The 24,399-nt window shown below is 51.0% G+C and carries 24 protein-coding genes and 9 pseudogenes; 21 read left to right on the forward strand and 12 right to left on the reverse strand.

Features of this window, described 5'->3' with window-relative positions; translation table 11 throughout:
* Positions 1-96 precede the first annotated feature (96 nt).
* From JCM10550_RS13990 to JCM10550_RS19150, 3 genes are all read left to right on the forward strand, one after another.
* The gene (locus tag JCM10550_RS13990; RefSeq protein ID WP_062400007.1) at positions 97-723 is read left to right on the forward strand and encodes a DUF2150 family protein; all 627 of its coding nucleotides are present in this window, start codon (positions 97-99) and stop codon (positions 721-723) included.
* On the forward strand, positions 720-1,181 hold the full coding sequence (locus JCM10550_RS13995) for a DUF5814 domain-containing protein (protein ID WP_062400008.1): 462 nt from the start codon (positions 720-722) through the stop codon (positions 1,179-1,181). The genes JCM10550_RS13990 and JCM10550_RS13995 overlap by 4 nt, the downstream gene beginning before the upstream one ends.
* 278 nt (positions 1,182-1,459) lie before the next feature.
* Complete coding sequence (locus tag JCM10550_RS19150) at positions 1,460-1,681, forward strand: hypothetical protein (RefSeq protein WP_157200303.1); 222 nt, start codon at positions 1,460-1,462, stop codon at positions 1,679-1,681.
* A gap of 21 nt (positions 1,682-1,702) precedes the next feature.
* On the opposite strand, the gene JCM10550_RS14005 is transcribed toward JCM10550_RS19150, so the two are convergent.
* The 4 genes and pseudogenes from JCM10550_RS14005 to JCM10550_RS14020 all read right to left on the reverse strand — a co-directional run bounded on the left by JCM10550_RS14005 (position 1,703) and on the right by JCM10550_RS14020 (position 6,214).
* Complete coding sequence (locus JCM10550_RS14005; protein ID WP_062400014.1) at positions 1,703-2,809, reverse strand: DNA topoisomerase IV subunit A; 1,107 nt, start codon at positions 2,807-2,809, stop codon at positions 1,703-1,705.
* Positions 2,796-4,614 (reverse strand): annotated as a pseudogene (locus JCM10550_RS14010) (DNA topoisomerase VI subunit B). Before JCM10550_RS14010 ends, JCM10550_RS14005 begins: the two are co-directional and overlap by 14 nt.
* Positions 4,605-5,850: pseudogene (gene hisS / locus JCM10550_RS14015) on the reverse strand (histidine--tRNA ligase). The pseudogenes JCM10550_RS14010 and hisS overlap by 10 nt, the downstream one beginning before the upstream one ends.
* 4 nt (positions 5,851-5,854) lie before the next feature.
* The gene (locus JCM10550_RS14020; RefSeq protein WP_062400042.1) at positions 5,855-6,214 is read right to left on the reverse strand and encodes a hypothetical protein; all 360 of its coding nucleotides are present in this window, start codon (positions 6,212-6,214) and stop codon (positions 5,855-5,857) included.
* Between the two features lie 46 nt (positions 6,215-6,260).
* Between JCM10550_RS14020 and larB the strand changes: the two are divergent.
* The 7 genes and pseudogenes from larB (at position 6,261) to JCM10550_RS14045 (ending at position 10,326) form a co-directional block, all read left to right on the forward strand.
* A pseudogene (larB, locus tag JCM10550_RS14025) lies at positions 6,261-7,052 on the forward strand (nickel pincer cofactor biosynthesis protein LarB).
* Between the two features lie 11 nt (positions 7,053-7,063).
* Complete coding sequence (locus tag JCM10550_RS14030; protein ID WP_062400016.1) at positions 7,064-7,558, forward strand: nicotinamide-nucleotide adenylyltransferase; 495 nt, start codon at positions 7,064-7,066, stop codon at positions 7,556-7,558.
* Positions 7,559-7,618: 60 nt separating this feature from the next.
* Positions 7,619-7,816 carry a hypothetical protein gene (locus JCM10550_RS19155; protein WP_157200304.1) on the forward strand — a complete coding sequence of 66 codons (198 nt, stop codon included), beginning with the start codon at positions 7,619-7,621 and terminating at the stop codon, positions 7,814-7,816.
* Positions 7,792-8,139, forward strand: coding sequence for a hypothetical protein (locus JCM10550_RS14035; protein ID WP_062400019.1), 348 nt, complete (start codon positions 7,792-7,794; stop codon positions 8,137-8,139). The genes JCM10550_RS19155 and JCM10550_RS14035 overlap by 25 nt, the downstream gene beginning before the upstream one ends.
* Positions 8,099-8,932, forward strand: coding sequence for a hypothetical protein (locus JCM10550_RS14040; protein WP_157200305.1), 834 nt, complete (start codon positions 8,099-8,101; stop codon positions 8,930-8,932). The genes JCM10550_RS14035 and JCM10550_RS14040 overlap by 41 nt, the downstream gene beginning before the upstream one ends.
* A gap of 45 nt (positions 8,933-8,977) precedes the next feature.
* Positions 8,978-9,256: an MATE family efflux transporter gene (locus tag JCM10550_RS25305; RefSeq protein ID WP_281175414.1), complete on the forward strand. Its 279-nt coding sequence runs from the start codon at positions 8,978-8,980 to the stop codon at positions 9,254-9,256.
* Positions 9,250-10,326 (forward strand): MATE family efflux transporter, encoded by a 1,077-nt coding sequence (locus JCM10550_RS14045; RefSeq protein WP_281175415.1) that lies wholly within the window; start codon positions 9,250-9,252, stop codon positions 10,324-10,326. The genes JCM10550_RS25305 and JCM10550_RS14045 overlap by 7 nt, the downstream gene beginning before the upstream one ends.
* 12 nt (positions 10,327-10,338) lie before the next feature.
* On the opposite strand, the gene JCM10550_RS14050 is transcribed toward JCM10550_RS14045, so the two are convergent.
* Both JCM10550_RS14050 and JCM10550_RS14055 read right to left on the reverse strand, forming a co-directional pair.
* Complete coding sequence (locus JCM10550_RS14050; RefSeq protein WP_062400022.1) at positions 10,339-10,659, reverse strand: hypothetical protein; 321 nt, start codon at positions 10,657-10,659, stop codon at positions 10,339-10,341.
* 57 nt (positions 10,660-10,716) lie between these two features.
* Positions 10,717-11,885 (reverse strand): annotated as a pseudogene (locus JCM10550_RS14055) (redox-regulated ATPase YchF).
* Positions 11,886-12,002: 117 nt separating this feature from the next.
* Between JCM10550_RS14055 and JCM10550_RS14060 the strand changes: the two are divergent.
* The 4 genes and pseudogenes from JCM10550_RS14060 (at position 12,003) to JCM10550_RS14075 (ending at position 13,477) form a co-directional block, all read left to right on the forward strand.
* Positions 12,003-12,600: pseudogene (locus JCM10550_RS14060) on the forward strand (pyruvate kinase alpha/beta domain-containing protein).
* Between the two features lie 6 nt (positions 12,601-12,606).
* Positions 12,607-12,900: a hypothetical protein gene (locus JCM10550_RS14065; protein WP_062400025.1), complete on the forward strand. Its 294-nt coding sequence runs from the start codon at positions 12,607-12,609 to the stop codon at positions 12,898-12,900.
* On the forward strand, positions 12,897-13,244 hold the full coding sequence (locus tag JCM10550_RS14070; protein ID WP_062400026.1) for a hypothetical protein: 348 nt from the start codon (positions 12,897-12,899) through the stop codon (positions 13,242-13,244). Before JCM10550_RS14065 ends, JCM10550_RS14070 begins: the two co-directional genes overlap by 4 nt.
* Entirely contained in the window at positions 13,217-13,477 is a 261-nt protein-coding gene (locus JCM10550_RS14075) for a hypothetical protein (RefSeq protein WP_062400028.1), read from the forward strand. The genes JCM10550_RS14070 and JCM10550_RS14075 overlap by 28 nt, the downstream gene beginning before the upstream one ends.
* Positions 13,478-13,921: 444 nt before the next feature.
* On the opposite strand, the gene JCM10550_RS23545 is transcribed toward JCM10550_RS14075, so the two are convergent.
* Together JCM10550_RS23545 and JCM10550_RS23550 are read right to left on the reverse strand one after the other, a co-directional pair.
* Positions 13,922-14,173: a DUF92 domain-containing protein gene (locus JCM10550_RS23545; RefSeq protein WP_245619275.1), complete on the reverse strand. Its 252-nt coding sequence runs from the start codon at positions 14,171-14,173 to the stop codon at positions 13,922-13,924.
* Between the two features lie 76 nt (positions 14,174-14,249).
* Positions 14,250-14,681, reverse strand: a pseudogene (locus JCM10550_RS23550) (DUF92 domain-containing protein); the annotation flags it as partial.
* A gap of 618 nt (positions 14,682-15,299) precedes the next feature.
* Between JCM10550_RS23550 and JCM10550_RS14085 the strand changes: the two are divergent.
* Positions 15,300-17,923: pseudogene (locus tag JCM10550_RS14085) on the forward strand (valine--tRNA ligase).
* On the opposite strand, the gene tmk reads toward JCM10550_RS14085, so the two are convergent.
* The gene (gene tmk / locus JCM10550_RS14090) at positions 17,901-18,500 is read right to left on the reverse strand and encodes a dTMP kinase (RefSeq protein ID WP_062400031.1); all 600 of its coding nucleotides are present in this window, start codon (positions 18,498-18,500) and stop codon (positions 17,901-17,903) included. The pseudogene JCM10550_RS14085 and the gene tmk overlap by 23 nt on opposite strands.
* A gap of 169 nt (positions 18,501-18,669) precedes the next feature.
* Between tmk and JCM10550_RS14095 the strand changes: the two genes are divergently transcribed.
* The 4 genes and pseudogenes from JCM10550_RS14095 to JCM10550_RS14110 all read left to right on the forward strand — a co-directional run bounded on the left by JCM10550_RS14095 (position 18,670) and on the right by JCM10550_RS14110 (position 21,792).
* On the forward strand, positions 18,670-19,368 hold the full coding sequence (locus tag JCM10550_RS14095; protein WP_062400044.1) for a (5-formylfuran-3-yl)methyl phosphate synthase: 699 nt from the start codon (positions 18,670-18,672) through the stop codon (positions 19,366-19,368).
* Positions 19,369-19,376: 8 nt separating this feature from the next.
* Positions 19,377-20,853, forward strand: a pseudogene (guaB, locus tag JCM10550_RS14100) (IMP dehydrogenase).
* Between the two features lie 41 nt (positions 20,854-20,894).
* A complete protein-coding gene (locus JCM10550_RS14105) occupies positions 20,895-21,521 on the forward strand; it encodes an ArsR family transcriptional regulator (protein ID WP_062400033.1) in 627 nt (208 codons plus the stop codon).
* Positions 21,511-21,792, forward strand: coding sequence for a hypothetical protein (locus JCM10550_RS14110; RefSeq protein WP_062400035.1), 282 nt, complete (start codon positions 21,511-21,513; stop codon positions 21,790-21,792). The genes JCM10550_RS14105 and JCM10550_RS14110 overlap by 11 nt, the downstream gene beginning before the upstream one ends.
* Positions 21,793-21,962: 170 nt before the next feature.
* On the opposite strand, the gene JCM10550_RS20850 is transcribed toward JCM10550_RS14110, so the two are convergent.
* The 3 genes from JCM10550_RS20850 to JCM10550_RS14125 all read right to left on the reverse strand — a co-directional run bounded on the left by JCM10550_RS20850 (position 21,963) and on the right by JCM10550_RS14125 (position 23,563).
* A complete protein-coding gene (locus JCM10550_RS20850; RefSeq protein ID WP_218185232.1) occupies positions 21,963-22,271 on the reverse strand; it encodes a mechanosensitive ion channel family protein in 309 nt (102 codons plus the stop codon).
* A 103-nt stretch (positions 22,272-22,374) separates the two neighbouring features.
* On the reverse strand, positions 22,375-22,941 hold the full coding sequence (locus tag JCM10550_RS20855) for a mechanosensitive ion channel domain-containing protein (protein ID WP_218185233.1): 567 nt from the start codon (positions 22,939-22,941) through the stop codon (positions 22,375-22,377).
* A 241-nt stretch (positions 22,942-23,182) separates the two neighbouring features.
* Positions 23,183-23,563 carry a DUF432 domain-containing protein gene (locus JCM10550_RS14125; protein WP_062400040.1) on the reverse strand — a complete coding sequence of 127 codons (381 nt, stop codon included), beginning with the start codon at positions 23,561-23,563 and terminating at the stop codon, positions 23,183-23,185.
* A gap of 220 nt (positions 23,564-23,783) precedes the next feature.
* Here JCM10550_RS14125 and JCM10550_RS14130 point away from each other — a divergent pair.
* Both JCM10550_RS14130 and hisE read left to right on the forward strand, forming a co-directional pair.
* Positions 23,784-24,221 (forward strand): annotated as a pseudogene (locus JCM10550_RS14130) (NusA-like transcription termination signal-binding factor).
* Position 24,222: 1 nt separating this feature from the next.
* A partial coding sequence (gene hisE, locus JCM10550_RS14135; RefSeq protein ID WP_083475538.1) for a phosphoribosyl-ATP diphosphatase occupies positions 24,223-24,399 on the forward strand: 177 nt, incomplete at its 3' end.

Consider the following 24,399-nt stretch of genomic DNA (forward strand, 5'->3'; position numbering starts at 1 on the left):
ACCAACGGGCAAAGTAGATTGTTACCCTCCTGTAAGGGCTGAAAAAAAGACAACGCGAAAACACTAATAACGCAGATATACAATTGAGTAGTAACTATGGCGAAAAAGAAGGAGAAAGTGGAACCACAGTCAGTCCTGTATTATTTTTATACACAGGAACGGTGGGATAACTGGATTAAGACGCTTGAGGAGATGAGTTTTGAGTATGACGAGGATTCTGAGGAGATGCCGGAAGGACTGCAGTCACTCAATAATTTTACCGAAGATATCAACGTATCTGTCCTGAAGATCATCAAACTCTTCCTTCTTGGTAATTATAGTGGCGAGGCAGCCAGAAAGAAGATTGAGGAAGTCGAGGAGATTGTCATGGGACCTCTGCCCGAAAGTGACATCGCAGATATCGTCTCTGGTGTCCAGATGCGCTTTTTAGTACTCTTTGCCGGGTGCAAGGCAGTTATTGACGGCACTGCCACCGGTGAGGTAAAAGATCTCATAAAATACGGCAGAACTCTTGGTGATGACCAGGCAGAAGAAGCCCTTAAAACTGCTGCAACGGTTTGTGCTCTTGTCATCCAGGGGGGGAGTTCGTGCTGTGGAAAATATCTCCGCGGCGAGATGGATGATCCGACACTCTTTGATGATTGGCTGATTGAGGTGGATGATATCGGGAATGGACTCAAGACCCTCAAAAACTTTGATGAGCAGTTTGGAGAAGGAATTTGATCGCCGCAAAGGCCAGATTCAGATATGCAAAAAAACTCCAGAGGATAGCAGGGTATCGTGTACCTGATTTTGCCTTTAACGGGGGGGCATTCATGGATATTCTGGTCTCGTCTCTGGATTATGATTCCCTTGACCGCACCATGCGGTCACAAATCATTCAATTTTACAAGGATTTTCTTGAATGCAAATGCAAAGAGTCGCCCCAGTGCGGATGCCCGGAGAGAAAGTTTGCCCTGAAAATTCTTGAACTCCGTCGCCTTGGACTTGACCACCGGCAGATCAGTGAAATTCTGGTGGATGATTATGGTGTGGAGATTTACCCCCCCACTGATATTCTGAGTTTTCTGGAAGATAGTGTACACACTCTTGAGGCAATCCGTGATGTGGCACGGATTGAAGGGAAAGAGAAACTTCTGCAGGAAACAATTGATGCAATCCGTGAGATTGAAGGGAAATAACATGTATTTTCATCCCCCTTTCAGTCCCGTGTGTCATAAGAATACTGTCATTGATTTTTGTGGTGAAGAGAGGGCACATTTCACCGGACAGTATTCAGCAGGGGAAGTCTCCGCTATCGGTGCCAGTTGCGATTTTTCACCATCTTTGCTGCAAAAAACGGGAAAAATTGCAATGATAAACGACAGGCTGGATACTCCTTATTTTTACAGAGGTGAAAAGAGAGAAGAGAGGCGTACAGAGAGTATAGGTACTTTGCATAGATTCCTGGTAACACCCGGTGGCCCGGCGGCCACTGCTCTCCGGTGTGGTTCTGTGTTCCGGCTGCCGTTGCAAAGATGTCCACGTATTCAACGATGCGGCGTCCAATGACGTATTCCGGCCGGGGGGGGATGCGAAAGATGCAGTGCAAATCAGGTCGCAACACCATCTCCAGAGATACAAGCGTACAAAGAATAACGGAAGGGGGGGGATTGCCCTGCTGCCGCCCGGCATTCTATGACGGTTCAAAAAAAGGAGCGTCTTAGAGTATTCCCATCTCACTCAGACGGGTCGGGAGATACTCCTTGGTGACGAAGTCCAGTCCCCCCCTGCTTGCAAAGGCCTGTTGTTCTGATTTCAGACCGATCTCAAGCTGAAGCTGGATCTGTGTTCTCCAGTATTCGGTGTCAAACCGGGGGGGATCGGTGAGAATGGCTTTCAGGGCGGCGGTATCCCCCTCGGTGAGATGATCTGATGGCAGGTTATAGTCACTGATGTCACTCGGCTGCACACCGACGAACCGGGCCCCCCCGGGTGTGGCAAGCAGGTCTGACATGTGGGCTGCCTTGATGGAGCCATAGGCGATGCTTGCAAAGATGCGGTATGACCAGGGGGGGTCACCATCCGTAAAGATCACAACCGGGATACCCAGTTCATTGTTCATTCGTTTGAGCATGCGCCGGGTGGAGCGTGCCGGTTGACCCTTGAGGTGGAGAAGGATGGCGTTATGCTTTTCATCAAATCCGTTCTCCATTAACCGGGCATACATACCACCAGTCTCCATTGCGATCACAAAGGAGGCGTCATGATCGAGAAACTTGATATTTTCCACGTTTGAAGGGATGGGATACCCTGCTTCCCCCCCCACATCCTCCTGACAGTGGATGTCACGGTTTCCCCCCCGCTTGGTCTGTTCCCTGAGGCGCAGTGGGCCGTAGATGGACGCACCATCCTCTTCCGGGCGCAAGTGGAATGCCTCCCGGGAGAGACTGGTGACAATCTCCAGATCCTCCACCAGCATATTGCTCTCATCCTGTGCCGCGAACTTTGCCCGTTTCCAACCTTCTGAGATGTAATACATCTCCCTAAGGGTCGATGAGCGGGACTCAATGAGCTGCTGCTTTAAAAATCCGACGACATATGCCATCTTCAGGATATGCTGTGCGCTCTTTGCGGAATTTGCTGTCCGTGTTGTTCCTTTGCTTCCGTATTTCCAGACCTCGGTCTTTGGATCGTATTCGATGTTTGCCTTCGTCCGTGTAGGTAGCGTGATTGTGGGAACCCGGCCATCTGCCATCTGGCCGTACCAGTCTGCAGCGATTGATACCAACCGTTCCTGTGTTATTCTGTCCTTTTCAGTATTCGCCATCGAGATCCACCACTACTTTCATCTTCTCATCTACACCGCGGATATCTATTGAACCTCTGCCCTTTCCAGGATACGTGCCTTCCATGCGGACTCCGGTTCAATTGCAGTCCGCCATACGGCATTGAACTCGCAACCGATGGTATCGATGAAATCCGGTTTCGGCACGGCCTCTTCCGGATTGTCTTCAGAGAGACTGTAAACCATCACCTCAATCGGTTTTCGGGTGTAGTTTACCACAGAGATCCCGACCATCCCGTCTTCCGTCTTTTTCTTTGCCACCACCCGGCGCATGATCTGACCTTCAATCGGTGAGATGTCGGGGGGAGGGAGTTCAACAATTTCTGCGACCTTCTCTGCAATATCCGGGATGATGGAGCAGACCGCACGTGCACGGTCTTCCGCGAGTTTGTTGCGGTCCCGTTTGTTGATAAATGCCTTCAGTTCGCGGCCCAGATCCTGAAGGGCGAGGGTGATCTCTTTTTCCATCTCAGGGATGGCCGCGATTGCATCCTTTGATTCAGATGTAAAGGGCACATTTGTCGAGGCTACATGAACGAGAAGGAGCACGGGACCAAGCGGAAGGGACTGCTGGGAGAGATTATATGATCGCCAGTTTATTCCCGTGACTGCGGTTGTGATTGCACAGGCGCCCTGCTGATAGAGCAGCGGCACCCGGTTCGCAAACCTCAGGAGTTGTGCCTGTCCTTCCTGATCCAGTTTCCCTCCATAGCCAATGGCTGCCTCGACAATGAACGGGTGGCCGGAGAATACCTGTGACTTTCGGGTTCGTGCCTTTACAAAGTCCAGTTCAAACTCCTTTTCCAGTCCCTGCACGATCATCTCCTCGCCTATCGGAGAGAGGCAGAGGGAGGCAGGGGGGCGGGGGGGGTACATCCACTTCCTGCATGGCCACAAGCAGTGCCTTGAGGTGTTCTGATGAGAGGCCTTTTGCCTTTCGTGTGCCCTTGATGCCTGCGAGCTTCTGCATCTGCTCTGCACTCTTCTGGCCCACGCGTGAGAACCCGTTCACAAGGAAGTCATGCAGATTGTCGGTCGAGGTGGCGGCCATCCGTTTCAGGGTGCCAAATTCAATCCCGTGGGGGGTGCGGGGGCAATCGCCTGTGGCGAAACGATGATCTCGTCACTGACCCGTTCAAAAGAATATCGTTCCCCCCCATCGATATCGGCCTGAATCCGGGCATGCGGGTTGACCACCGCTGTATACTTCAGGTAATCAGTGAGTCGGCGTTTGGCAGCAAGTGAGCCGGTAAATTCCAGCTCGATTCTGGTGCCGTGTGTCCGGTCCCAGTCATATTCCTCTTTTCTGATGATTTCCGGTTCATTTTTTTCTGTCCGGATCATCAGGTCAAACAGGTAGGCCGGTTTGTCTGCACCGGTGCGTGAAATGACGCGTGCAGGGACGCCGGTTGTCAGCTGAGCGAAGAGAACCGCTGCGGATATCCCGATACCCTGCTGGCCTCTGCTCTGGCGGATCTGATGAAACCGGGATCCATACAGGAGTTTTCCGAATACATAGGGGGGGACATTGTCCGGGATAATGCCCGGGCCGTTATCCTCGACTGCTATCCGGATGGTCTCTTTGGTGAGTTTTGTGATGGATACCCAGATGTCAGGAAGTACTTCCGCCTCTTCACAGGCATCCAGGGAGTTATCCACCGCCTCTTTGATGGTGGTGATGATGCCGCGGTTGGTGAATCAAATCCTAAGAGGTGCTTGTTTTTTTCAAAGAATTCTGCAACACTGATACTCTTCTGCTGTGATGCCAGCTTCTCGGCTATTGCCACTCCTGGCTCACCCCGCGTATTGCCTCCGCAACACCGCACTCGTTCTGGTTTCCTGTCGTCAGGTTTCTGAGTGTTACTGTGCCCCCTGCCATCTCCCGTTCACCGGCGAGAACGGCATAATGCGCCTTCTTTGCCGCATGTTTCATCTGTGCACCGATGCCACGATCCAGCAGGTTAATCTCTGTCCGGAACCCGGCATCCCGGAACTGCCGTGAGATGGAGAACGCATATTCCCGTGCCTCTTTGGTATAGAGCACGGCGATGACGGTGTCCTCAGGGGGGGTGGGCACCTCACCAAGTGAGACCATCACCCGGTCAAACCCGATGCCGAATCCACAGGATCCGACATCATCGCCGCCGAAGAGATGAGCGAGGCGGTAGGCCCCCCGCCGCCGATGATCTGGTTTTCCGCCCCGAGGTTGTCTGCAAACCCTTCAAAGACCATGCCAGTGTAGTAATCTAGTCCGCGGACGATGCCATAGTTCTGGCGGAACACGGTGCCTTCGTTTTCCAGGACATTAACCACTGACTCAATGCGTTCCTGTTCAGGGATGGGGCCGGTAATGGCAAACACCTCGTCTGTCGTGTCAGCCTCAAGCAGTCCTTTCAACGAGGATTCAAGGTCTTCCAGATGCCATGAATCAAGGGTCTCCTCCAGACCTTCGATGTTTTTCTTATCCAGGAGGGCCATGATCGTCCTCTTCCGGTCTTCGGGTAAATCACGGAGGATGGCCCGCATCGGGGAGAGATGACCGACATGGAGGTCATAGGTGACGCCTGCTGCACGCAGAATGTCATCTGCGAGGAGAATTGCTTCGGCATCCCCCCCTTCCGGTGTGTCGGCACCGATGAGTTCTGCACCAAACTGCCAGAACTGACGGTACCTGCCTTTCTGGGGGCGTTCATACCGGTAACAGTCCGAGAGGTAGCACCAGCGAAGGGGGGGTTTTGCAAGCATTTTTGCTTCGTTCACATACATCCGCAGGACTGCTGCGGTGCCTTCGGGACGCAGTGCGAGTGCCCGTCCGCCCTTGTCTTCAAAGGTGTACATCTCATGGATGATGCCTTCCCCCCCGAACGGATGGTATAGAGCTCCTGTGTCTCGAACGTGGGTGTGCAGACTTCACGGTATCCCCCCCACCGCCGTGCTGCCTCGCGCATCTTTTTCTCAGTATTCCTGCGGAATTCCATCTCATCGGGAAGAAAGTCCCGTGTACCTCGCGGTCGCTGTATCATATATCTATTTCTCTCCTTTTTTGGGGGGGATTTTTGCCCCCCCGGATATCTGTATCGGCACTGTTCCCAGTAACCGGTCTGTTGCGGTGGCACCAGAACCAAAGAGTTTCGTTCGCTCCACTCTCCCCCCCTGCAGGTATAATGCGATGAGGACGATGCCTAATCCAAGGAATTCGGCCTGCTGGTATGCGAAATAGATCCCCCCCATCGATGCAAATGCGGTGAAGAGTACCCCCCCCATATACGCAGCCTTTCGGTATGTCTGGTCACCGGTCCGGTAAAAAATTCGTGCATCACGCAGCCAGAGGAATGCCACTCCGATGACTCCGAAGATGGTTACATAGAGAAGGTATGTTGATGCCATGCAATACGTAGTTATTTCACGTATACCAATATGATAATTATCAGCCATGAATCCCCCCCATCTGACACTCAGGGATGTACTGAACGCCTATAAATCCGGAGATCTTTCTCTTCGTGATGCCGAAGAGGAGATCCAGGGTCTTCAGATCGAAGAGCTTGGAGATATTGCACGTATTGACACCGGTCGCACGGTGCGGTGCGGAATACCTGAGGTAGTGCTAGGGGGAAGGAAAAAACCGCGACCACCTGATAGAGATTATTCTTACCCTGGTCAGGAGGACCGGGAAATGTATTGCAACACGAGTACCGGAGGATGTCGGTGATGAGATTGCAAGGGTTGCAGCAGATGAAGATTTTTCCTGCGAATATCATCCTGTCTCCCATACGCTGGTGGCGTCCCGTCTCCCCCCCCATCCCTACACGGGGGCACCGTCGGTATTCTCACTGCAGGGACGTCAGATATCCGGGTGGCAGAGGAAGCCCGAATTATTGCAGAAGAGATGGGCTGCCGGGTTACAACGGCATATGATGTCGGTGCTGCAGGTATACACCGTCTCTTTCCCGCACTCAGGCAGGTGCAGGGCGCTGATGTGTATGTTGTTGCCGCTGGTAGGGAAGGGACGCTGCCTGCTGTGGTTGCCGGACTTGTCAGTCGTCCGGTGGTAGGGGGGGTACCAGTATCCACCGGCTACGGATATATGGGGGGGCAGGGAGAAGCCGCACTTGCCAGTATGTTGCAATCGTGTTCGGTGATTGCGGTCGTCAATATTGACGCCGGGTTTACCGCGGGCGCATTTGCCGCATTGATCGCACGGGGGGCGCATGATGGAGAAGATTAGGGGGATTTTATATCGGCCGCTTTCAGCCCTACCATTATGGTCACGAGTCTGTCATAAATCACATCGCTGAAGAGGTGGATGAAATTGTGATCGGTATCGGGAGTGCCCAGTTGAGTCATTCTCCGGAGAACCCGTTTACTGCGGGCGAACGGGTGCTGATGGTCACCCATGCGATGGAGGAGTCTGTCTCTCTGCCGTTTTATGTCATCCCGATAGAGGATATTCAGCGAAATGCACTATGGGTCTCCCATGCACGGTCGATATCTCCTCCCTTTAATGAAGTATATTCTTCAAATCCATTGGTTGTCCGCCTCTTTTGTGAAGCAGGTACTGAGGTCATCTCCCCCCCGGAGATGTATAAACGGGATAATTACAGTGGAACAGAGATTCGCAGGCGTATGCTTGCAGGGGAAGACTGGCGGTCCCTTGTTCCGTCCGTGGTGGCTGATGTCATTGATGAAATAGACGGTGTCAGGCGTCTGCATGATGTGTCGGGGAGTGACTGATACTGCACGAATGTGTGATGTGAGAAGAAAGAAATGGAATGAATATTGGAGGAGATAAAGATGGGTTTTCTTGATAAATTATTAGGGCGTAGCGCAGAACCGGACGAGACTGAACTCGCATTTCCGGATATCCCCCCCGTATGGATATCGGAAAAAGAATGTGCCATACATGAAGAGGCAGACCGCGCAGTCCGGGAATCACGCCCCCCCGTGTCTGTGCCGCACTTCGGGAGTTGCAGGAGACGGTTGATGCGCTGAAGGGTGCAAAACCCGATGAGAACGTTGTTCTCCATCCCAAACTGCTCCGTGTTGTTGAACAGGGTGTGCCCCCCCGGTATGCGGCAGCGATGGAGAAGACACTCGCTCTTTCTGTCTCAGAAGTGCCCGGGGAATATTACGATGACTGTGTCGAACTCATCTCACAGATTGCAAAGAATACCCGCGGGCCGGGTCGCTATATCGCAAATGTGTTCCCCGGACAGATGAAGGAGATACGAATCCAGACCGATGTTATTGGACGTGAAATCAACACCATGTCTGGTGTTCTTGCAAAATTACGGGAACAGTTGGGGGGGTGTTGATGAGGCGACCGAGACGCATGCCCTTCTCCTCGCAAAGAAAAATCAGCTTGTTGAGATCCAGCTTCAGGCCGCTCATCTGGCGGAAAAAAACGACACCATGCCCGCAGAGCTTTCTGCCCTGAAACATGATCTCCGGGTATATCTGGAAGGGCCGGAAGCGGCGGAATATGATACACTCATGGCACGTCAGGCAGTCTATGAGGGAAAATTCCATGAGGCAGATGCTGACTATAAACAGATACTCTCCCGTTCTGCAAATGTCTTCAGAAAGGCAGTCCATATCTGTGAACAGTCAGGGGGGGACACCGAGACGATTGAACTGTTAAAGGCAGTCCGAAGCGGACTTGAATCCTCTTCTTCTGTTGAACGAACCCGGGGGGGACTTGCGGTCTATCCCACCCTCTTCCCGCGGCTTGCCCGGATGTGTCGTGAGAATGATACTCTTATAAAAAACAAGGATGAAATGGCCCTCTTTTCTGAACAGGATGCCTTTATTGTTCCTCTGACCGATGCCATTGCACGGACGGAGGAACTGAATGCAGAGAGTGTCCGGGTGGCGGATGAGCTGAACAGTCTCTTGTTTGTCGGAAAAAAAGCAGAACAGGAAGAAAAAATACATCTGTTGACAGAGAAAATCCCTGCCAATGCAGCACAGATCAACGATATTCAGGACAGCATCGATGAGATCCGTGCATCGGTCCCTGAGCAGGCAGAACACCTCAGGCTGAACCTTGACCATCTGGCGGGTGAGGGTGTCCATATCTCCCTTATCAAGATACCTGATTTTTCCTGACTGTCCGGATCATTCCGGAGGCATGACCCAACCGGTGGCAGGGAGATGAAATCCGTTGATCTGACGAACGGCCCGATTACCCGTTCTCTTCTCACCATAGCAGCACCTCTCGTTGCCGGCAATATCCTTCAGGCCCTGGTGGAGGTTGCCGACCTCTTTTTTGTTGGACGGATCAGTCCGGCGGCAATTGGTGGTGTGGGTCTTTCCATCTCCGTTATTTTTGTTCTGATGACCCTTATCATCGGGCTTGCCGGGGGGGGACGACTGCGTTTGTCTCTCGCTATTATGGAGAAGGGAATTATCCGTATGCTGGTCGGGTGCTGATTCAGGCGTTAATCCTTGGACTCATCCTCTCAGCAGCAATCTCTGTTGTGGGAGTGCTCTTTGCAGCAGATCTGCTGGAGATCTTCGGGGCGCCGGAGGAGGTGATAATTGAGGGTGCCGCATATCTCAGGTACTCTCTCTGGGGGATTGTGACGCTCGTTGAATTCTGGATCGTCTCAACCTTCTTCCAGAGTATTGGTGATACGAAAACACCGCTTCTCATTATTCTGGTCATCAATCTGCTCAACATCATCCTCGATCCGGTTCTCATATTTGGTATCGGAGTGGTACCGGCGATGGGGGGGGTTTCGGGTGCCGCGATGGCAACAGTCATCACCCGGGCTGTGGGACTTGGCATCGGAGTCGTGCTGTTGTACCGCCTGAATGCACAGATGGAGTTTACCCGGCAGGCAGAGCCTGATATCTGCCTGATGCGCCGAATCCTGCGGGTGGCCGTCCCGAATATGGTGCAGTCCGGCGTGCGGAGTGTGGCGTATCTCGTCATGTACATCATAATCGCGTCATACGGCACCCTTGCCCTCTCCGCCTTTGGTATTGTCAGCCGGATAGAGATGCTTGCCCTGATGCCGGGATTTGGCATCGCAACCGCAGCGGCGGTGATGGTCGGTCAGAATCTTGGTGCGGGACACCCGGACCGGTCAGAAGAGTCGGTATGGAAGGCGCTGACATTATACGGCAGTTTTATGGCAGTGATTACGGTTTTGTTCCTGACATTTGGTGCAGGCCTCACTGAATTCTTTGACCCGAGCGGCCTCTCGGATGCATATGCGGTCTCGTATTTTTATATCGTGTCACCGTTTTATGTGCTGATTGCTGTTGCGATTGTCCTCTCGTTTGCCCTGAACGGTGCAGGAGATACGAAAAAACCGATGTATGCAACGCTCCTCTCCTATGTTCTGGTCCAGGTGCCGCTTGCGCTTATTTTGCCTGACCTTACCGGAACAGGCATTGTGGGAGTGTGGTATGCAATGGCAACAGGTATTCTTGTTCAGACCGTTGCACTCTATCTGATGTTTCGGTCAGGAAAATGGAAAAATATTACAATTTAGGACTGTTCTGTGTCAGAGGGTGCCAAAACTGATGTCGCCTATATCATCTGCAAGCCCGGCCACTTCCTGCACCCCGAACGCGGTCATCACGGATGTGATGTCGATGTCGATTGCTGCCTCGCACATGTAATCGATGATATCAATGGAGAGTTCGCGTTTCTGCTTGGACTTTTTTATCTGGTCCACAAGGAATGCAATCCTCTCAGGCGGTTCCATTCGGAGTTTTGCCGTACTGACAACACACATGAATATCCGTGTCATGTTCCGGTCAGGACCGGTGACAGTCTCGAAGAAGTTCCTGATCACCTGAGCCTGATAGATCTCTCCGCCCATAGTAAACAGGATCTGTTCGCTGATGGTTTATATCTGTTGTGAAAAAATGGAATATTTCTATTTGGTTGAGACGATCTTGATGACGTCCCCGGTCTGCAGTTCGTGGGTTTCTTTGATTCTCATCTTTGTCTTCGCGTCAACCGCATACAGGAATTTGTCCCCCCCGATATCGGAGTGTACCTGGTATGCAAGGTCCTTGGGTGTTGATCCGTGCTTCATGAGGAATGCATCCGGTAGTACTCTGCCTTTCCCGTCACAGTATTTGTTCTCATCCTCTACCGGGTAGACAACGATCATATCCAGGAGATCAAAGACGGATCCATTGATTGCCTGCTGAACACCTGTTCCACCGAGTACGTCCATCACATTCTGAATTGCCATCAGCCTTTCTTCTGGGCATCATTGAGGTTTGACTCAGGTGGGATTTCAAAGATGGGATCCCCTGGCAGATATGTGATGAATTTCCCTTCTGCTGCCTTCCGCAGTGCCAGTTCACTTGCTGCAGACGCAAATGAGACGCCGGTATCCTTCAACTGGCTGCGCATCTCTTCTGATGTAAGATCTGCCTTGTTTGCAACGACTACCATCGGTTTGCTCAGGGGAACGAGGATGGAACAGAATTTGATCAGATCCTCGGTGCTGCAGGTTTTCAGATCGATCTCTGCATTGCGTTCAGCATCGCGGATGTTTTCATAGGATATTTTGAGGCCTGCCAGTGCTTCAGCTACGGCTTCAAGGATGTCAAAGTTCCGCTGCTGGGTTGAACGCTGTAACTTTGCCCAGTTCTTTTCGAGAATTCCGTAAACCCACATCGACATCTCGTATTCAATGAATCCGATATCCTCGTGCGGGTCGTGAGAACCTGCATCAACAGGGTTTCCTTCACTGTCTGTTCCGCCGCTGCCGTCAATGATGTGAATGATGGCGTCCGCGTCCTTCAGGTGATCCAGAAACTGGTTTCCCAGTCCCTTTCCCTCGTGCGCATCCGGCACTAGTCCTGCAACATCAATCATTCCAACCGGAATGAACCGGACACCGTTTGTGCAGTGGCCACACTGTATGCCCAATTCCTGGCACGCGCATGGGATACGCAGATAGGCAACGCCTGTGTTTGCGTCAATCGTCGTAAACGGATAATTTGCAATCTCGACAGGTGCGAGTGTAGATGCGGTAAAAAAAGTTGATTTTCCACAGTTTGGTTTTCCTGCAATAGCAATTGTTAGCATTATTGTTCTCCTCTGTTCTTCAAAATGGATTCATATCTCCGGCATTTGTCGTGCCTTCGTACATGGTATCTGATTAGCGCACCAGAGTATAAATGATCAGATGCAAAAAACGTTATCATGAGTTTTTCAGAAAAATCGGTATTTTACTTTGACCGGCCGGGAAAAGAAAATTCACACGACGCTGCAAAGATTGCAGTGAAGCGTGCACAGGATCTTGGAATATCTACGATTGTTGTCGCAAGCACCACCGGGGGAAACGGCGAAGATATTTGGTGAGGCAATGAAAGGCACGGGGATTCATCTCGTTGTGGTGACCCATCTGGTCGGGTTCCGGGAACCGGGCGTGTGGGAATTTGACGAGGCATCCCTGCCATATTTCAACGAACAGGGTGCAGACATCATCATGGGGGGGACGCATGTCCTGTCAGGCCTTGAACGCGCACTGTCGGCCAACCCGAAAATCGGTGGTGGATCACGAACAGATGCAGTGGCTGAGACCCTCCGTCGGACGATTGCAATAGGACTGAAGGTGGCTGTGGAATGCACGCTCATCGCTGCAGACCAGGGTAAAGTCCCTGTAGGTGAAGAAGTGATTGCAGTGGGTGGTACGGCACAGGGTGCTGATACGGTCTGTGTAGTGCTCCCCCCCGCAAATACGGCCCGGTTCTTTGATCTGCAGGTTCGTGAGATTGTAGCCATGCCAAGGAACCGCTGAGACACCATGGTACTGAACTCACTCAGGGAAACATTCAGTTATATCCTACGATATCCCCCCCTGATTTTGCTCTCAGGGATTTGGGCCGGATGTATTGTTTCAGCTGTTGAATACTGTATGTTCAATGGTCTTGATTTCTATGGAGAGTCCATCGGCTTCTTTGGCGTCATTGCCTTTCCGTTCTTTATCGGGGGGGCATCCTATGAAATGATACGCAGGGATGACCGGTCGCTCACCGCTTTTTGTGCGGGGGGGGTCTTTCCCGGTATTTTGCGGTCCTCTTGCCGGGAGCATTTGTGACATTCTTTGGTGCCATTGCAGCACTGATTCTCACCGTTATCCTTGGAGCAATTGGTGGGGGGGGCCAGGATGATGTCCTGATGGTTGCGGGGGGGGTATTCTGGGTTTTCATCCCGTTATTGTTCTTCTTTTTCTTCTTTGACACTGCCGCAGTTCTGGAAGAAAAGAAGGTCTTTGCATCACTGATGCGGAGCGTGGTATTTGTCCGCTCCCGCCCCCCCTTTGAGGTCATGGCTTTTTATTGTGCCTGTTGTATCCTTCTGGTGGTGCTGTTTATAGCCGGTGCTTCATTGGTTCTGTTTTCCTTGCAGGTTCCATGGTCTTTGACCCGTCTCTGGATGTAAATACCCTTCTGAATATGACTGTGGAAGAACAGCAGGCTCTCATTGGAGAGGAAGGGACGTCCCTTATCATTGTTCTGTATGCAGTGGTGACAGGTATTTTTACTGCCATTCTTCTGCCTTTCAAAGCGGCCTTTTACCGGCGGCATGTGGCGGCGGTCTCTGATCAGACGGAGGAAGCAAAAAAGGAAGAGGGAGTCTATGATGAGAAGGGACGCTGGTACAAATATTCCTGATTCCCTTTTTTATACCGGATGTGCGGTCGTATTCCTGTAATTTAGGGCCAGATGTTGCTCATCTGGCATATCCGGGGGGGGATGTCTGCCCAGAAGTCGGCGTCCACACAGAAGCCCGGAGCGGGTCGATCTCAACCAGAGATAACCCATACATCCTTTCAAAAGATCCGTCAATGGCAACCCCTTGGTAGTCTGCAATTTATCCTCATTTTAGCAAATAACTGACAAAATCGTCGTATTTTGCTAGCAGGAGATGGATACAAAAAATATGGCCATTTTATCCCCTAATTTGCGTTCCCAGCGGGCCAGAGGGGGGGGTCAGAGTGACCAAAACGGGTATGGGGGGGCAACCCCCCCCACGAGATTCAGATGATTATTTTTCCACGTCGGTACACCGGAGAAAGAGGAAACCGGCTGTATCAGGTGACTGTTCCGTTTTGATTGTCAAAAAGAGATGAGTAGATAATACACTGCCATCGCAAAGATACCCGAGAGCAGAGTGGCGAGGAAATTTGTCCCGGCGTTCCCGATGAGGTGTTTATTTTCGTATAGTGCACCGATGAGACTGTCAATGTTTGTGCCGAAGAATCCGGCAAGTATGGTGACCGCGACAAGTGCCGGGTCTGCAACGTTCAGCCCATATGCGAACACGGCGATGATGACGGCTCCCACAATGGCTGCGAGTTCTCCTACCATGGTAACACCGCCGTTGGTTCCCCCGTGGCACCTCTCTGAACGTGGTGATGAGGCGGGGGGGCGTCTTTCCCACAACGCCAACTTCACTTGCGAGGGTATCTGATGTGGCACAGGCGACGCTTCCCAGAAATAGTGCGATAAACAGGGGGGGATTGCCGGTAACTCCGTAGAGAATGGCACCGCAGAGTGAGACCAGACCGTTTGCGAAGACATTGAAGTATCCACGCACCCCCCCTCCGTGGGACTCTGCCACACCCAGTTCTGTCTTCTTTTCAAACCGGTATTTTGTGGTACCTGCACCGAGAATGAAGAAGGCGAGCATGATCAAAAACCAGCGCACATCGGTGAAGACGATGAGAAGTATGCCCATCAGTGCTCCGGAAAAGAGACCGGAAAGATCCGCTGCCTTCAGTTTGTAAGAGGAGAATGCAAACCCGAATCCGATGATTACGGCAGTGATGAGGATGGTTGTCTCGACATGATAGTCAATGTCGTAGAAGAGGAGCATCGTCATCGCAACACCCAGCGTCTCAATAAAGATACTGTCCTGCCGGTCGCGCAGAATAGAATGGAGCATCAGGGCGACGATTACCCCGGTGACCGCCACAAAAGGCACCGTGTATCCGGAATACATCATCACTAGGGATGCACTGATAAAGGCGACGACAGTAAACGGGATGTATCCTTTTGTACCTCTTCCTGCGATACGGTAGGCGGCCTCACCCATGATAACAATGGCAAATGTGGTGGTAAACACCACCAGCGGTATGAGTTCAAGGCCGTAGAGTGCCGCTATCGTTGCGATGGACAGAGAGGTATAACGGGATTTTTTAATGAGAAAGAGCAGTGCACAGATGAGCACAACAAAAAGCGAGAGGAGCCAGGGGGGGGAGATATATGCGGAGCAATGATGATGCATATCAGCGCGAGGGCTGATGCTGCCCACATCCCTGTCTCCCATTCCATTGCATTTATATTTGTGGTTCATGGTTTATGGGTTTATGCCTGAAGCATTCTGATTTCCTGAAAATACCCGGCATTTTTGGACAGGACAATACAGGAAGATACTCTCTGCATGCCATATGTGCGATTACTATTAAGAGAAAAAACAACCAATATTCTCAAAATGTCTCCATCAACGGAAATACCGAAGACGTATGATCCCAATTCTGTGGAAGAGCACTGGCTGCAGGAATGGAAGGATGAGGACAATTATTTTGATCCTGTCTCAACAAAACCACAGTTTATTATCGACACGCCTCCCCCTATCCGACAGGCAACTTCCATATTGGAAACGGGTTTAACTGGTGTTATATCGATTTTATCGCACGGTATAAGCGGATGCGCGGGTTCAACGTTATGTTCCCCCAGGGGGGGTGGGACTGTCATGGTCTTCCCACCGAAGTAAAGGTGGAAGAGATCCACGGCATCACCAAAAATGATGTATCCCGTGATGAGTTCCGGCAGATGTGCGTGATTTAACGATTCAGAATATTGAGAAGATGCGCGCGACGATGCGGCGGTGCGGGTTCTCAACTGACTGGAGCAATGAATACATCACCATGATGCCGGAATACTACCGGAAGACACAGATCTCATTTCTCCGGATGCTTAAGGCAGGCGACATATACCAGAGTGAGCACCCCCCCGTCAATTTCTGTACCCGCTGTGAAACTGCGATTGCATTTGCAGAAGTGGCCTATGAGGACCGTACCACGCTCCTGAACTTTTTTGAGTTCGATGGTGTTGAGATTGCCACCTCCCGTCCCGAACTTCTTGCTGCCTGCGTGGCCGTTGCTGTTCACCCGGATGACGAACGGTATACAGAAACAAAGGGGAAGACCCTGACGGTGCCGCTCTTTGGCCACAATGTGCCGGTGATAACCGATGAGGCAGTGGATCCGGAGTTTGGCAGTGGTGCGGTGATGATCTGTACGTTCGGTGACAAGCAGGATGTCTACTGGTGGAAACAGCATAATCTTGACCTGAGAAAGGCAATCGACTCCTCTGGAAAGATGACCGCCATTGCAGCCCCCCCTATGATGGTCTGACCTCAAAGGAGTGCCGTGAGAGAATCCTTGCTGATATGAAGGAACAGGGTATTCTTAACCGGCAGGAAAAACTGGATCAGCGTGTTGGTACCTGCTGGCGCTGCAAGACCCCCCCGATAGAGATTCTCAGTGAGCGCCAGTGGTTTGTGAAGATTCATAACGAAGGCATCATCAAAGCAGCAAAGGATATCATGTGGACGCCGGATCACATGTATTCCCGTCTGGAAAACTGGGCATCACAGATGGAATGGGACTGGTGCATATCGCGCCAGCGTGTCTTTGCCACCCCCCCGATTCCGGTGTGGTTCTGTGATGGCTGTGGCGAGAAGATTCTCCCGGACGAGGCAGACCTGCCGATTGATCCGACCGCAGAGTCACCGAAGCATCCCTGCCCGGTCTGTGGTGGGACATCGTTTACCGGAGAAACAGATGTACTCGATACCTGGATGGATTCCTCTATCTCTGTCTTAAATGTAACTGGCTGGGATGGTGGAGATATTCCGGAGCGCTTCCCCCCCGCACAGATTCGCCCGCAGGGCCATGACATCATCCGGACGTGGGCATTCTATACCATTCTGCGGTCCCTTGCCCTGACCGGATCCAAACCCTGGGAGGAGATTCTGGTGAACGGATGGTGCTCGGCGAAGACGGCTTTAAGATGAGCAAGAGCCGTAACAATATCATTCCCCCCCGGAGGATATTCTCAAGGATTACGGGGGGGCAGATGCATTCCGCCAGTGGAGTGCCATCGGTGCGGCAACGGGATCGGATATTGTCTTTACCTGGAATGATGTGGTGGCCGGGTCCAGGTTCCAGACCAAACTCTGGAATATCGCACGCTTTGTGTTGATGCAGGCAGGAGATGCAGGTTCTCTTACTGCAGATTCGGTGACGGTTCTGACCGATCGCTGGCTGATGTGCCGTCTTTCTGCAACTGTTGCAGAGGTGACTGAGGCAATGGAGGCCTATCAGTTTGACCGTGCCATCCGTGCCATCCGCGAGTTTTCCCGTGATGTCTTTGCGGACAATTATATTGAACTGGTGAAAGGCAGACTCTATGAAGATGAAGGGTCTGCACGTGACAGTGCCCTCTATACCCTGAGGACTGCACTTGCCACCATCTGTAGGATGTTTGCACCGATTACGCCGTTCTTCTCAGAGGAGTGTTATTCGTATCTGGGTGCCGGAAGTGTGCATGCCGCAGGATGGCCCGACCTCTCGTTTGCCGATGCGTATGCAGACCGTAACGGTGCCCTGCTTGCTGAAGTGGTGTCTGAGGTGCGCAGGTTCAAGCATGATAATAAAATAGCACTCAACGCTCCCCCTTGGCTCGGTCTTCGTCTACGCAGATCAGGAGATTGATGATGCCGGTGATGCCTCCCGTGCCTGAATGCCGCAGTGACCTGGACCACAGAAAAACCGCAGCTTGAGCGTGTGGTCTCCGACGTGAAATTTACAATGGGAGTAATCGGACCTGCACTGAGAAACAAAGCCCGCGGGTTTATGGATGCGGTGCGGGGCGCTCTCTGAAGAGGATCTCTGTTGCGGTGTGTCCAGTGTGACGGTTGACGGAGAAGAGGTGGCAGTCCCGGAGAATGCCTATGAACCGGTGTATTCGTTCCGTGTTGCAGGAGAAGAGGTGGATGTGCTGACCCTGAATGACGGGGGGGTCATTGTCACCGTTTCACGAACTGCCTGATACTATCAGCAACAAATTTTCCTATTTTTTCTTTTTCAAGCATCGCGTCGACAATGACAAATCGTTCCGGGTCACGTTCTGCAAGCATCAGATAGTTCTTCTGGACACGGGAGAGGATGTCTGCTTTTTCAAAGTGTTCGGTGTTATCACGGTCGTCAGAGAGTCGTGCCATTGCCTCATCTACGGGTATGGTCAGAAGGTAGGTGCGATCAGGGACAATAGTCCACCCGCGGTGGGCTGCTTCCAGCCAGCCCAGTGCATCCGGCAGGATTGTATCCAGTGTGACAGACTGGTATGCATAGCGTGAATCGCTGTAGCGATCAGATATGACCACTTTTTCTGCAGAAAGTGCCGGACGAATAACGTCACGAATATGTGCGGCATGGTCGGCCGTGAAGAGCAGTGCTTCTGCAATAGGATCAATCTCTTCTGCGATGCCTCTTCTGACCTGTTCGCCGATCCATGTGGATCCCGGCTCACGGGTGATGACCGGATCCATATCGTTTAACATTTCAGAGAGATTTCTGACCAGTGTTGATTTGCCGGTTCCGTCTATTCCCTCGATTGTAATCAGCATGGTGTATCCTTCCTGCCGGTATTCTGCACTTTATGATATAGCATTGCAGCCCGCGTGCCCCCATCCCCCCCCTTTCGGAAAAAAACTGGGGGGGAAAACAGGGCATAAATATGTCTGTCCGTATATGATCATACGTAATCACTATTATGAGGAGAATCCAAAAATAAGTATGGAACTATTAGTCAGCCCCAGCAGTGTTGAGGAGGCACGCAGTGCCCTCGCTGCTGATATCATCGATGTGAAGAAACCGTCGGAAGGTTCACTCGGTGCCAATTTTCCATGGGTGATTCATGCAATAAAAGAGCTGTCAGACAAACCTGTCAGTGCTGCAATCGGGGGGGATTATGCTTTTCTTCCGGGCGGGGGGGCCTCACAGGCTGCGTACGGTGCAGCGTCCGCCGGTGCGGATTATGTCAAGGTCGGTCTGAAATTTGATGGCGCGGATCGTGCCGCAGAACTGATTGAGGCTGTTGCAAAGGCAGTGCACTGGCAGTATCCGGAAAAGACTGTTGTTATTGCTGCGTATGCGGATTATGAACGGATGGGTACGATTTCTCCGCTGGAGATGGCGCCCCTTGTGACAGAGAATGGTGCAGATGTTGCCATGATCGACACAGGTATTAAGGACGGTAAGAGCCTCTTTGATTTCATGGACGAATCCGTTCTCGGAGAATTTACGGATCTGAACCGCAGCCTGAAGCAGAAGACCGCTCTTGCAGGTTCCCTGAAGTTTGAGGATCTTGAACCCCCCCTGCGGTGTATTAATCCTGAGATTATTGGTGTCCGTGGCATGGTCTGCGGTGGGGGGGATCGCAGCAGTGTTATCCGGGAAGAACTTGTTGAAAAGGCCATGTCTCTTTTGAAGTGATCCCCCCCATGTATGCCGAAAAAATGAATATTCCCCCCCTGGCCCTGACCTTTGATGACGTTCTGTTGGTTCCTGCTGAGTCGCATGTGGAACCCTCGGAAGCGGATACTCGTTCACGGCTGACCCGGAACATTGCACTCAATAGCCCCCCCATCATCTCGGCAGCGATGGATACGGTCACTGAATCACGGATGGCGATTGCACTTGCCCGGGAGGTAGTGTCGGTATCATTCACCGCAATATGAGTGCAGAGCGTGAAGTCGAAGAGATCCGACTGGTAAAGCAGGCAGAAGATATCATTGAGCGTGATGTTCTCACCGTTCAGTCTGACTCCACGGTCAGTGAGGTGGATCAGATGATGCGCTACCATGACATTGGTGGCGTGCCGGTGATGGACGACAATGTGATCATCGGCATTGTCAGCCGCAGGGATCTGCGCGGGATCGTCGGCAAGCGTGGTGATGAGAATATCCGCAATGTCATGACCCATGAACCCATCACCGCAGTAGATGGTATTGGTCTGGAGGAGGCCCTTGAGAAGATGTATACCAATAAGGTGGAGCGTCTGCCGGTCACGAATGCAGACGACACTCTTATGGGCATCATCACCATGCAGGATCTTCTGGAACGCCACCAGAATCCGAATGCCCTGCGTGACCAGGATGGCAATCTCCGTGTTGCTGCAGCAGTAGGACCGTTTGATTTTGAACGTGCGGTCATGCTTGCCGAGGCCGGTGCCGATGCCCTTGCCGTTGACTGTGCACATGCTCATAATATGAATGTCGTATCGGCTGTCCGTGATATTGTGGAGAGTGTCTCTGCAGATGTCATCGCAGGGAATCTTGCAACCAAAGAGGCTGCAAAGGAATTGGGTGCAGATGTTGATGCAGTGAAGGTTGGAATCGGCCCGGGATCCATCTGTACGACTCGTGTGGTCGCAGGTGTCGGGGGTGCCCCCCCAGATAACTGCTATTGCAAATGTTGCAGAGGTGATGCAGGAGTATGACGTACCTGTCATTGCAGACGGTGGTATCCGCTACAGTGGTGACATTGCAAAGGCAATTGCTGCAGGTGCAGATTCTGTAATGGTGGGAAGTCTTCTCGCAGGAACGGATGAGGCCCCGGTCGCCTTATTGCAATGAAAGGGCGGCGCTACAAACAGTACCGTGGTATGGGTTCCCTTGGAGTGATGAGCGGCGGACAGTCAAGTGACCGTTACTTCCAGAAGAAGGATATCGGTAAGAATAAATTTGTTCCTGAGGGCGTGGAAGGGGCGACCCCCCCTATGTGGGCAATGTCTCTGATATACTCTATCAGCTCACAGGCGGCCTGAAATCTGCAATGGGATATACCGGTTCAAAGACCATTATGGATCTTAAGAAGAACGGACGGTTTGTTCAGATTACGTCAGCTGGATATGCCGAAAGTCATCCGCATAATATCCTCATTACCGATGAGGCACCCAACTACCGCGTGATGGACTAAACAAAATTTAATTGTATCCATTTCATTTATTTTTGGTAAATATGATCGGTGATGATGGGGATTCTGGTCTTCTCGATATTCTTGGAAACCGCAACAGACGGCGTATCATTGTGCTTCTTCGGGAAAAACCATGTTATGTGACTGAGATAGCGGAGCGACTGGCCCTAAACCCTAAGGCAGTGGTTGATCATCTCCAGTACATGGAGCGCGCAGAGTTTCTTTCTTCACGCACAGATACGCGGAGGCGGAAATATTACTGCCTTGTCCGTGACATCAAAATTGAGATAACAATGGCAGAACCAACGGGCATGGTGCAACAGCAGATCTCCTCATCTCATGACCTGTTTCTGCAATCGGTAGTGAATCTTCGTTCTCTTCTGGGTGCCCACAACCGGCACATTGAGACACTGGAATATCTGGAGAGTGACCTTGATGCAGCTATGGATGATCTTGTGTCTACGAGCAAAGAAATATTAGCTGGGGAAACAGAAATCAATCTTATAACCGCACTATGTAACAGTGATCTGTCTGTTCCTGAAATTCACAGGATAACAGATATCCCGGTTCTCCGGATTGAGAGTGCACTTGCATGGCTTGAGGGGGGGAAGGGGGGGATTGTAACGCGTCATGGACAAAAATATTCGGTGCGTGAAATAAATGGCAAATGAACCAAACGACGACGTCTTTAGAAATCTTGCAAAAGCAATGGAAGAGATGATCCGCAACCTGCCCGGAGATGAACCTCCCCCCCGGTTTATCGGCTGTACGATCATATCGGGTTCCGGTGATGATGGGCACATCTTCCATATGGACGATTTCGAGGATGACCTGGATTATGACCTCGTTGAAGATTCCGGATTTTTTACATCACTCTGGAGTTATCCGGCGAAGAATCCTCTGCACCCGGTGTGGAATTTCGGGATCAGGAAGTACGGGTGATCATAGATGGCCGAAACTTTGATGTGTCCCTTTCTGTTCCGATTAATCCGGAAGAAAGCAAATTTGGCGTAAAAAACGGTGTGTTGGATATTATCTGTCCGAAACTGAATTGATGAATATATCATTCAGTTTTCATTCTTTTCCGGATTCGTCCGGTCCATTATAGGAGATCATATAGTCCTGACGTTTTTTTTCGGGAACGGTTTTTTCGAAAACGGGCGGGGGGGATGGTTTGCACGCCTGTAGGCGGTTTTTGAAAGCATTGTCTCTTTCAGGGGGGGTTGGTTCGGATGGTGTGTTGTCTTCTTCTCCCGGGTTGACCCAGATGGTGCGCTGGGGGGGAATGGGATCTCCATTCCATCCTCTTCAAGTGCATACTTAATTTTCCAGAGCATGGTTGTTCTGACATCCCACCATACCTCTGAAGGCGCCCACATGCGTGTCTTGATAATGACCCCGTCTGCTGCCAGTTCGTCCACATATATGGAGGGGGGCCCGGGTTCTTCAGGCAGAATGGTTCCTCTTCAATGAGTGCTTTGATGATCTCTATCGCACGGGCTGCATCGTCCTCGTAGCGGATTTCTACCGAGTATTCAAATCGGCGGGCGGTATTTGCCACGTAATTAGTGATCGTGGTGGTGAATATCTTCTCATTGGGTATTCTGACATAGATGCCTTCAAAGGTTTTTCCAATGGTGGAAATATCCGGATATCCTCAACGATGATATGGGTATCTTCGATGAGCACATTTTCCCCCCCTATTTTAAGCGGCTGTTCGAAGATGAGGAAGATGCCTGAGATCAGATTTGCGACGACACTCTGTGCTGCAAATCCGATGATGATACCGACAACCCCCCCTCCTGCAACAAGGATGCCGGAGAGGTCTACCTGAAGGTTTGGAAGGGCTGTTAAAAATCCGATGGAAAATATCAGCCAGTATGCAGCCTTGGTGATGAGGTTCAGGTCATTTTTCCGGACACGGTCTTTAAGAAACCGGCTGAGGTTGAGAGAGACGATTTTGGCGATGATGATTGCAAGAACAAGGATAATGAAGAACCAGAGGATGTCGCCTACGGTGGTTATATCATAGACGGGGGCTGCGAATATGGATGATTCAAATATGAGGGTGGTGTTAATGATGTCACTCATGGGTCAGTACCCCCATTCCATGAGAAATGTGCGGCTTATTGAGGGGGGGATATTAAGGGTATGGTAGATTTCTATCGCCTTCTGGAAATCTGATGCGGCCGGGTTGCGGGTAAACTCAGTTTCAGCAGTGGTTGGTGTGAGTATTTTCATGCGTGCGAGCATGGATACATATGGGCCGAAATAGATTCTCATATTATATCCGTCAAGGACGGTCCTGCTGATATTTGCCCATTCCAATGTTTTATTCTGGATTTCCAGGCGGAGCACGCCGGTGCAGTAACGATTGGATTCCGGGGGGGGCTGAGTAGATGTCAGTTGCATAATATTTGGTGATCACCCCTCCTCCGGATGGTCCGTAGAGTGAGTATTTCTGGGGGGGACAGAATGAGAATATATCTACTGCTTCCATTTTTTTATTGCCAAAGACGATGACACCGATTTCGATTGGAAACAACAGATATATGATCTTAATTCCCTCAGGTTCTATGAGAACAGGAGTAAATTCAATTTCCAGGTAATGGGTGACCTTTTTTGGAAGATTTACCGGTTCAATGGGATTGACAGCAACAACGGCACTGGCAGTTGTCAGGAGTGTTTTCTGTACTGCCTCTTCTCCTGTCATTTGCCGGGTATAGCGGAAAAAGTCCCCCGTCCTCTGTTATAGAGAGTTTGATAGTCTCATCTGAGTATTCAAAGGGAACTTCATATCTCCCGTACATAGAATTACTGATTTTAAACGGGATAATAACCTTTCTGTGAATTCCAACCCGAATTTCATAATTTCAGGTAGGACAAGGGGGGGTTATATGGTATCATAGTAAAAATAGTAAAGCGACTGATTGATGCATAATATCATAGGCTTTAAAGAGCGCAGATATATTGAAGAACTCCGTATTCTTACTAAATCTATTGCAATTGACTGTATTGTAGATGATGGATTTGAACGGATCATCTATGTGGTAAAAAAAGGTGATATGGGTCTTGCAATTGGTAAAAATGGGGATAATATTCGCCGGATGCAGAGAGTTCTCGGAAAGCGTATTGAGATGGTTGAGGAGGTGGATCTTTTGATGAATTTGTCCAAAATATTCTCCGACCAATTGATGTGTTGAAGACAGAGGATGATCCGGATACCGAAAAAACCCGGATCGTGATTAAAAAGAAGGGCGACCTCGGTATTGCAATAGGCAGGGGGCGGTTGTAATGCGGAAAAAGTGCGTCTGCTGTGCCGTCGTATGTATAATGCTGAGGTTGCAGATATTATAGCGGAAGGAAAATAGTATGGATGCCAGTGTAATTGCTGAAGTGTGGGATACGATTAATCAGAGGATGGAAGAGCGCCCGGAAGGATCGTACGTTGTTTCCATTCTGACTCACCGAAAGGGAATGGACAAGGCCCTTGAAAAGGTGGGAGAGGAAGCGACAGAATTTATTCTTGCGGCAAAAAACGGTTCATCA

It is taken from the genome of Methanogenium cariaci JCM 10550, from assembly GCF_001315945.1.
GTDB lineage: Archaea > Halobacteriota > Methanomicrobia > Methanomicrobiales > Methanomicrobiaceae > Methanogenium > Methanogenium cariaci.